1 protein-coding gene (only partly in view) is annotated in these 7870 nt (G+C 67.7%); it reads left to right on the plus strand.

Features of this window, described 5'->3' with window-relative positions:
* Positions 1-7870, plus strand: part of the annotated coding region (locus ACIQNG_RS10455; RefSeq protein WP_401483851.1) for an amino acid adenylation domain-containing protein (this coding region is incomplete at its 3' end). The annotated region extends 9358 nt beyond the left edge of the window; 7870 of its 17228 annotated nt are in view.

Below are 7870 nucleotides of genomic sequence, written 5' to 3' on the forward strand. Positions count from 1 at the left end.
AGGCGCCGACGGTGGCGGGACTGGCGGCCCGCATGGCCGAGGGCGGCGGCCGGGCTCGTACGCCGTTGCGGGCGGTCGCGGAGCGTCCGGAGCGGATGCCGTTGTCCTTCGCGCAGCGACGGCTGTGGTTCCTGAGCCAGTTGGAGGGGCCCAGCCCCACGTACAACCTCGCTGTACCGATCAGGGTCACTGGTGTCGATGCCGCTGTGCTCAACTCGGCTTTGCTGGATGTGATCGGGCGGCATGAGTCGTTGCGGACGGTGTTCGCGGCGGTGGAGGGCGAGCCGTATCAGCGGGTGCTGGATGTGGAGGAGCTGGACTGGGCGCTGGAGGTGTCCCAGGTCGCCCGCGAGAGTATGGCCGATGCGGTGGGGCATGCCTCGCGGTATGCCTTCGATCTCTCGTCCGAACTGCCTTTCCGTGCATGGCTGTTCGAGTCCGGTTCTGATGAGCAGGTGCTTGTGGTGGTGATGCACCACATCGCCGGGGACGGCTGGTCGATGGGGCCTCTGGGGCGTGACCTTTCCACGGCGTATGCGGCACGGCTGCGGGGCGCGGCGCCGGTGTTCGAGCCGTTGCCGGTGCAGTACGCCGACTACGCCGTCTGGCAGCGGGAGCTGCTGGGGGAGGAGTCCGACCCGGAGAGCCTGCTGTCCACGCAGGTGGAGTACTGGCGGGATGCTCTCGCCGGGGCGCCGGAGGAACTCGCGCTGCCCGTGGACCACGCACGTCCGGCAGTAGCCGGTCATCTGGGACACCGAGTAGCGATGACGGTCCCCGCCGAACTGCATCAAGGGCTCGTGGATCTGGCGCGGACCGAAGGCGTCACGGTGTTCATGGTGCTGCAAGCCGCGCTCGCGGTCACGTTGACCCGCATCGGCGCCGGAACCGACATTCCGATCGGCTCAGCCACCGCCGGCCGTACGGATGAGGCGCTGGACGACCTGGTGGGGTTCTTCGTCAACACCCTGGTCATCCGGAACGATCTCTCCGGCGATCCGGAGTTCCGTGAGGTGCTGGGCCGGGTCCGAGAGGCGAGCCTTGAGGCGTTCGCCCACCAGGATGTGCCGTTCGAGCGGCTGGTGGAGGAACTGGCCCCGGAACGGTCCCTTGCACGCCACCCGCTGTTCCAGGTCATGTTCACCCTTCAGAACGTTGAGCAAGGTGAGCTGGGGGGCCTGGCCGGCATGCGTGCGGCCCCTGGCGGACAGGGCCTCAGCGAACCCGTGTTGGTTCCGGCCAAGTTCGACCTTGAGCTGGTTGTCGGCGAGCAGTTCGACGAGGATCGCCGCCCCGCAGGGCTGCGGGGTGCGTTGATCGGGTCGGCGGATCTGTTCGACGTGGGTTCGGCCGAGGTGATGGTTCAGCGGTGGCTGCGGGTTCTGGAAGCGGTGACCTCGGTACCTGACATCCGCCTGCGCGCCGTGGATGTGCTGGACGCCGGCGAGCGTGAAGCGGTGCTGGAGCGGTGGAACGACACGGCTGCCGAGGGTGCCGAGGGCACTGTTGTCGAGTTGTTCGAGCGGTGGGTTGCTGAGGCTCCGGGTGCGGTGGCGGTGGTCAGCGAGGGTGCTGAGTTGTCGTACGGCGATCTGGATGCGGCGGCGAATCGGCTGGCGCACTATCTGCGGGGGCAGGGCGTTGGGCCGGAGTCAGTTGTGGGCCTGAGGTTGCCGCGTGGTCCGCAGATGGTGACGGGGATTTTGGGTGTGTGGAAGGCGGGGGCTGCGTATCTGCCGATCGACACCGGGCTGCCGGGTGACCGCATCGATTTCATGCTCGCGGATGCGGGTGTGGGTGTGGTGGTCAGTCCGGAGGAGTTGGACCAGCCGGGTGAGTCTGCTTCTGCGCCGGGTGTTGCGGGTGATCTGGCGTACGTCATCTACACGTCGGGTTCGACGGGCACGCCGAAGGGTGTGGCGGTCTCGCATGCTTCGCTGGCGAATCTGGTGTCGGTGTTCGGGCCGGTGATGGGTGCGGGTCCGGGTGTGGGTGTGTTGCAGTTCGCGTCGTTCAGTTTCGACGCGTCCGTGCTGGACGTCGCTGTGGCGTTGTCGTCGGGTTCTGCGCTGTGGATCGCGAGTGAAGAGCAGCGGGAGGAGCCTCGTCGGTTGGCGGAGTTGGTGGGGGTCGGTTCCGCGAGTGTGGTGCCGTCGTTGCTGGGTGTGCTGGAGCCTGGGGATCTGGGGCATGTGGGGCCGATGGTGGTGGGTTCTGAGGCGGTCAGTGAGGCGGTGGCGCGGGATTGGTCTGTGGGTCGTCGGTTGGTGCATGCGTATGGGCCGACGGAGAGCACGGTGATCTCGGCGATCGGGGAGGTGGATGGTGCGCGTTCGGGTCCGGTGCCGTTCGGTCGGCCGATCGCCAACACTCGGGTGTATGTGCTGGATGACGGTCTTGAGCCGGTGCCGGTGGGTGTGACGGGTGAGTTGTATGTGGCCGGGGCTGGGCTGGCGCGCGGGTATGTGAATCGTCCGGGGTTGACGGGTGAGCGGTTTGTGGCGTCTCCGTTCGATGCGGGGCGGCGGATGTACCGGACGGGTGACCTGGCGCGGTGGACTGCTGATGGGCAGTTGGTGTTCGGTGGTCGTGCCGATGATCAGGTGAAGGTGCGCGGGTTCCGTATCGAGCCGGGTGAGATCGAGACCGTTCTGCTGACCCACCCGGATGTCACCCAGGTTGCTGTGGTGGCGCGCGAGGGTGTCTTGGTGGCGTATGCCGTGCCGTCGGTCCAGGACGTGGAGGGGCTGCGGGAGCTGGTGGCGTCGCGGCTACCGGAGTACATGGTGCCGGCGGCATTCGTGACGCTGGACGAGCTGCCGCTGACCGCCAACGGGAAGTTGGACCGCCGGGCGCTTCCGGAGCCGGAGTACAGCACGGGTGCGGGCAGGGCCCCGGTCACTGTGCAGGAAGAGATCGTGTGCACGGTCTTCGCCGAGGTACTGGGCCTGGAGTCGGTCGGAGTGGCGGACGACTTCTTCCGGCTCGGTGGGCATTCGCTGTTGGCGGTGTCGTTGGTGGAGCGGTTGCGGGGTCGGGGTGTGTCGGTGTCGGTGCGGGCGTTGTTCGAGGCGCCGACTCCGGCGGGGATGGCGCGGGCGGCTGCGGTCGGGTCGGTGGAGGTACCGGAGAACCTGATTCCGGCGGACGCTGAGCACATCACCCCGGAGATGCTGCCGCTGGTGGAGCTGGAGCAGGCCGAGATCGACCAGGTGGTGGCCTCCGTCGACGGCGGCGTCACGAACGTCGCGGACGTGTACCCGCTCGCGCCCCTGCAGGAGGGCATGCTCTTTCACCACCTCATGGCAGGTGATGGGGCGGACATCTACCTCACCGTGCGGGTCGTGGAGTTCGAGTCGCGGGCTCGGCTGGATGAGTTCGCGGGTGCGTTGCAGCAGGTGGTGGACCGGCATGACATCTACCGGACCGGTGTGGTGTGGGAGGGCCTGCGGGAGCCGGTCCAGGTGGTGTGGCGACAGGTAGTGCTTCCCGTGGTCGAGCACGTACTCGATCTGCCGGCCGGGGCGACGGAGCCCGAGCAGTGGGTGGATGCGCTCACGCGTGCCGGTGGGTCGGTGATGGATCTGAGGCGTGCGCCGTTGATGGATCTGCATGTGGCGGAGGTGGTGGAGGGTCGTTGGCTGGGGTTGGTGCGGATGCATCATCTGGTGCAGGACCACTTGGGTATGGATGTGGTGTTGCAGGAGTTGCGGGCGGTTTTGACGGGGCGGGTGGAGCGGTTGGCTCCGGCGTTGCCGTTCCGGAACTTTGTGGCGCAGACGCGGTCGGTGCCGAGGGTGGAGCATGAGCGGTTCTTCGCGGGGTTGCTGGGTGATGTGAGTGAGCCGACGGCGCCTTATGGGTTGTTGGATGTGCGGGGTGATGGCAGTGGTGTGGTGTCGGGTGTGGTGTCGGTGGGTGATGAGGTGGTCGCGGGGTTGCGGGAGGTGTCGCGGCGGTTGGGGGTGAGTGCTGCCACGGTGTTGCATGTGGTGTGGGCGCGGGTGTTGGCGTCGTTGGCGGGTCGGGATGATGTGGTGTTCGGGACGGTGTTGTTCGGGCGGATGAATGCTGGTGAGGGTGCTGACCGGGTGCTGGGTCCGTTCATCAACACCTTGCCGGTTCGTGTGCGGACGGGTCCGGTCGGGGTGCGGGTGGCGGTGGAGGGGATGCGGGACCAGTTGGCGGCGCTGCTGGAGCACGAGCACGCACCCCTGGCCGTCGCACAGCAGGCCAGCGGGATCGTAGGGAACATCCCTCTCTTCACCTCACTCTTCAACTACCGGCACATCACCGAAGCCCCCCGAGACCCTGCCGGTGAAGGAGAGGACCAGCCGGAGTCGGTGCAGGGTATCCAGACCGTTTTCATGGAGGAGCGGACGAACTATCCGCTGGTGGTGTCGGTCAACGACCGTGGGGCGGGCGGTCTGAGCCTGGGCGTGCAGAGCGTGGATGTACTCGACCCGGAGGCCGTGGGCAGGTTGCTGTGCACCGCGGTCGAGAACACGGTCGCCGCACTCACCGTCGCCCTGGACGGCGGTTTGGAAACCGCGTTGCGCGATGTGGTCATCGTCGACGAGCAGGAGCGTCAACGCGTACTCGTCGACTGGAACGACACGGCTGCCGAGGGTGTCGACGGCACTGTTGTCGAGTTGTTCGAGCGGCGGGTGGCCGAGGCTCCTCGTGCGGTGGCGGTGGTGAGTGAGGGTGCTGAGCTGTCGTACGGCGATCTGGACGCGGCGGCGAATCGGCTGGCGCACTATCTGCGGGGGCAGGGCGTTGGGCCGGAGTCTGTGGTGGGCCTGAAGCTGCCGCGTGGCGCTGGGATGGTGACGGGGATTCTGGGTGTGTGGAAGGCGGGGGCTGCGTATCTGCCGATCGACACCGCGTTGCCGGGTGACCGTATCGATTTCATGCTTGCGGATGCGGGTGTGGGTGTGGTGGTGGGTCCGGAGGAGTTGGACCAGCCGGGTGAGCCGTCTTCCGCGCCTGCTGTTGCCGGTGATCTGGCGTATGTGATCTATACGTCGGGTTCGACGGGGACGCCGAAGGGTGTGGCGGTCTCGCATGCTTCGTTGGCGAATCTGGTGTCGGTGTTCGGGCCGGTGATGGGTGCGGGTCCGGGTGTGGGTGTGTTGCAGTTCGCGTCGTTCAGCTTCGACGCGTCCGTGCTGGACGTCGCTGTGGCGTTGTCGTCAGGTTCTGCGCTGTGGATTGCGAGTGAGGGGCAGCGGGAGGAGCCTCGTCGGCTGGCGGAGCTGGCGGGTGTCCGGGCGGCCAGTGTGGTGCCGTCGCTCCTCGGGGTTCTGGAGCCTGGGGATCTGGCGCATGTGGGTCCGATGGTGGTGGGTTCTGAGGCGGTCAGTGAGGTGGTGGCGCGGGATTGGTCTGTGGGTCGTCGGTTGGTGCATGCGTATGGGCCGACGGAGAGCACGGTGATCTCGGCGATCGGGGAGGTGGATGGTGGTCGTTCGGGTCCGGTGCCGTTCGGTCGGCCGATCGCCAACACGCGGGTGTATGTGTTGGACGAGGCGCTTGAGCCGGTGCCGGTGGGTGTGACGGGTGAGTTGTATGTGGCCGGTGTCGGGCTGGCGCGGGGGTATGTGAATCGTCCGGGGTTGACGGGTGAGCGGTTCGTGGCGTCTCCGTTCGATGCGGGGCGGCGGATGTATCGGACGGGTGACCTGGCGCGGTGGACTGCGGATGGGCAGTTGGTGTTCGCGGGGCGGGCGGATCAGCAGGTCAAGGTGCGCGGGTTCCGGGTCGAACCCGGTGAGATCGAGGCCGTCCTGCTGAGCCACGCGCAGGTCGCCCAGGTCGCGGTGGTGGCTCGCGAAGATGTTCTGGTGGCCTACGTGGTGCCGGAGGACCAGGCGGTCGACGGCCTGCGGGAGCTGGTGGCGTCGCGGCTGCCGGAGTACATGGTGCCGACGGCGTTCGTGACGCTGGATGAGCTGCCGCTGACCGCCAACGGGAAGCTGGACCACAGGGCCCTGCCCGCGCCCGAGTACGCCGGCGGTTCGGGCCGTGCCCCGGTCACCGTGCAGGAGGAAGTCCTGTGCGCGGTCTTCGCCGAAGTGCTGGGCCTGGACGCGGTCGGGGTCGACGACAACTTCTTCCAGCTCGGCGGACATTCGCTCCTCGCGGTCTCACTGGTCGAGCGGTTGCGGAGCCGAGGTGTCTCCGTGTCCGTGCGGGCACTGTTCGCGTCGCCGACTCCGGCGGGGCTCGCCCGTGCGGCCGGCGCCCCGTCGGTGGAGGTGCCGGAGAACTTGATCCCGGCCGGGGCCGAGCGGATCACGCCGGAGATGCTGCCGCTGGTGGAGCTGGAGCAGGCCGAGATCGACCGGGTGGTCGGAACCGTGGAAGGCGGTGCGGCGAATGTCGCGGACGTGTACCCGCTCGCGCCCTTGCAGGAGGGCATGCTCTTCCATCACCTCATGGCAGGCGGCGGCCAGGACGCCTATGTGACGGTGCGCGTGGTCGAGTTTGACTCGCGAGCCCGGATGGAGGAGTTCGCGAGCGCGCTTCAGCAGGTCGTGGACCGGCACGACATCTACCGGACCGGTGTGGTGTGGGAGGGCCTGCGGGAGCCCGTCCAGGCGGTGTGGCGGCGAGCGGTTCTCCCGGTGGTCGAGCATGTCCTGGACGCGGAGGTTACCGATCCCGCGCTTCGCGTGGACGCTCTGGTGCGTACAGTCGGATCGGTGATGGACCTGCGTCGCGCCCCGCTGATGGATCTGCATGTGGCGACGGTCGGCGAGGGCCGGTTGCTCGGGCTGCTGCGGATGCATCACATGATCGAAGACCACATGGGCATGGACGTGGTGTTGCAGGAGCTGCGGACGGTTCTCACCGGTGACGTGGAGCGGTTGGCCCCGGCGCTGCCGTTCCGGAACTTCGTGGCGCAGACGCGGTCGGTGCCCAGGGCGGAGCATGAGCGGTTCTTCGCCGGGTTGCTGGGTGATGTGACCGAGCCGACGGCACCGTACGGACTGCTGGACGTGCGCGGTGACGGCAGTGGGCTGCGCGCACAGATGCTGCCCGTCGCCGACGAGGTCGCTGGTGCCTTGCGCTCGGTGGCCCGGCAGTTGGGGGTCAGTACGGCCACGGTGTTGCATGTGGTGTGGGCACGGGTGTTGGCGTCGTTGGCGGGTCGGGATGATGTGGTGTTCGGGACGGTGTTGTTCGGGCGGATGAACGCGGGTGAGGGTGCTGACCGGGTGCTGGGTCCGTTCATCAACACCTTGCCGGTTCGTGTGCGGACGGGTCCGGTCGGGGTGCGGGCCGCGGTGGAGGGGATGCGGGACCAGTTGGCGGCCCTGCTGGAGCACGAGCACGCACCCCTGGCCGTCGCACAGCAGGCCAGCGGAGTCCCGGGGAACACCCCTCTCTTCTCCTCCCTGTTCAACTACCGGCACACCGCGGGCGCCACCCGCGCTCCCGCTGGAGACGAGCAGGAGCGGGCGGCGTCGGTCCAGGGTATTCAGACGGTCTTCATGGAGGAGCGCACCAACTATCCGCTGGTCGTCTCGGTCAATGACCAGGATGCCGCCGGTCTGAGCCTGAGCGTGCAGACGCTGGACGTACTGGACCCGCAAGCGGTCGGTCTGATGCTGTGCACCGCCATCGAGAACGTCGTCTCCGCCCTGGCCGCGACGCTCGACGGCGGAGCTGACACCGCTCTGCGTGAGGTGCGGGTGCTCGACGAGCAGCAGCGCCAGCGCGTACTGGTCGAGTGGAGTGGTGCGGGGGTTGAGGGTGTTGTGGTGGATGGTGGTGGTGGTGTGGGTTCGGTGTTGGATTTGTTTGGTGGGTGGGTGGGGGTGGATGCGGGTGCGTTGGTGGTGGTGGGTGATGGTGTGGTGGT

It is taken from the genome of Streptomyces sp. NPDC091377 (genome assembly GCF_044757045.1).
Classification (GTDB): domain Bacteria; phylum Actinomycetota; class Actinomycetes; order Streptomycetales; family Streptomycetaceae; genus Streptomyces.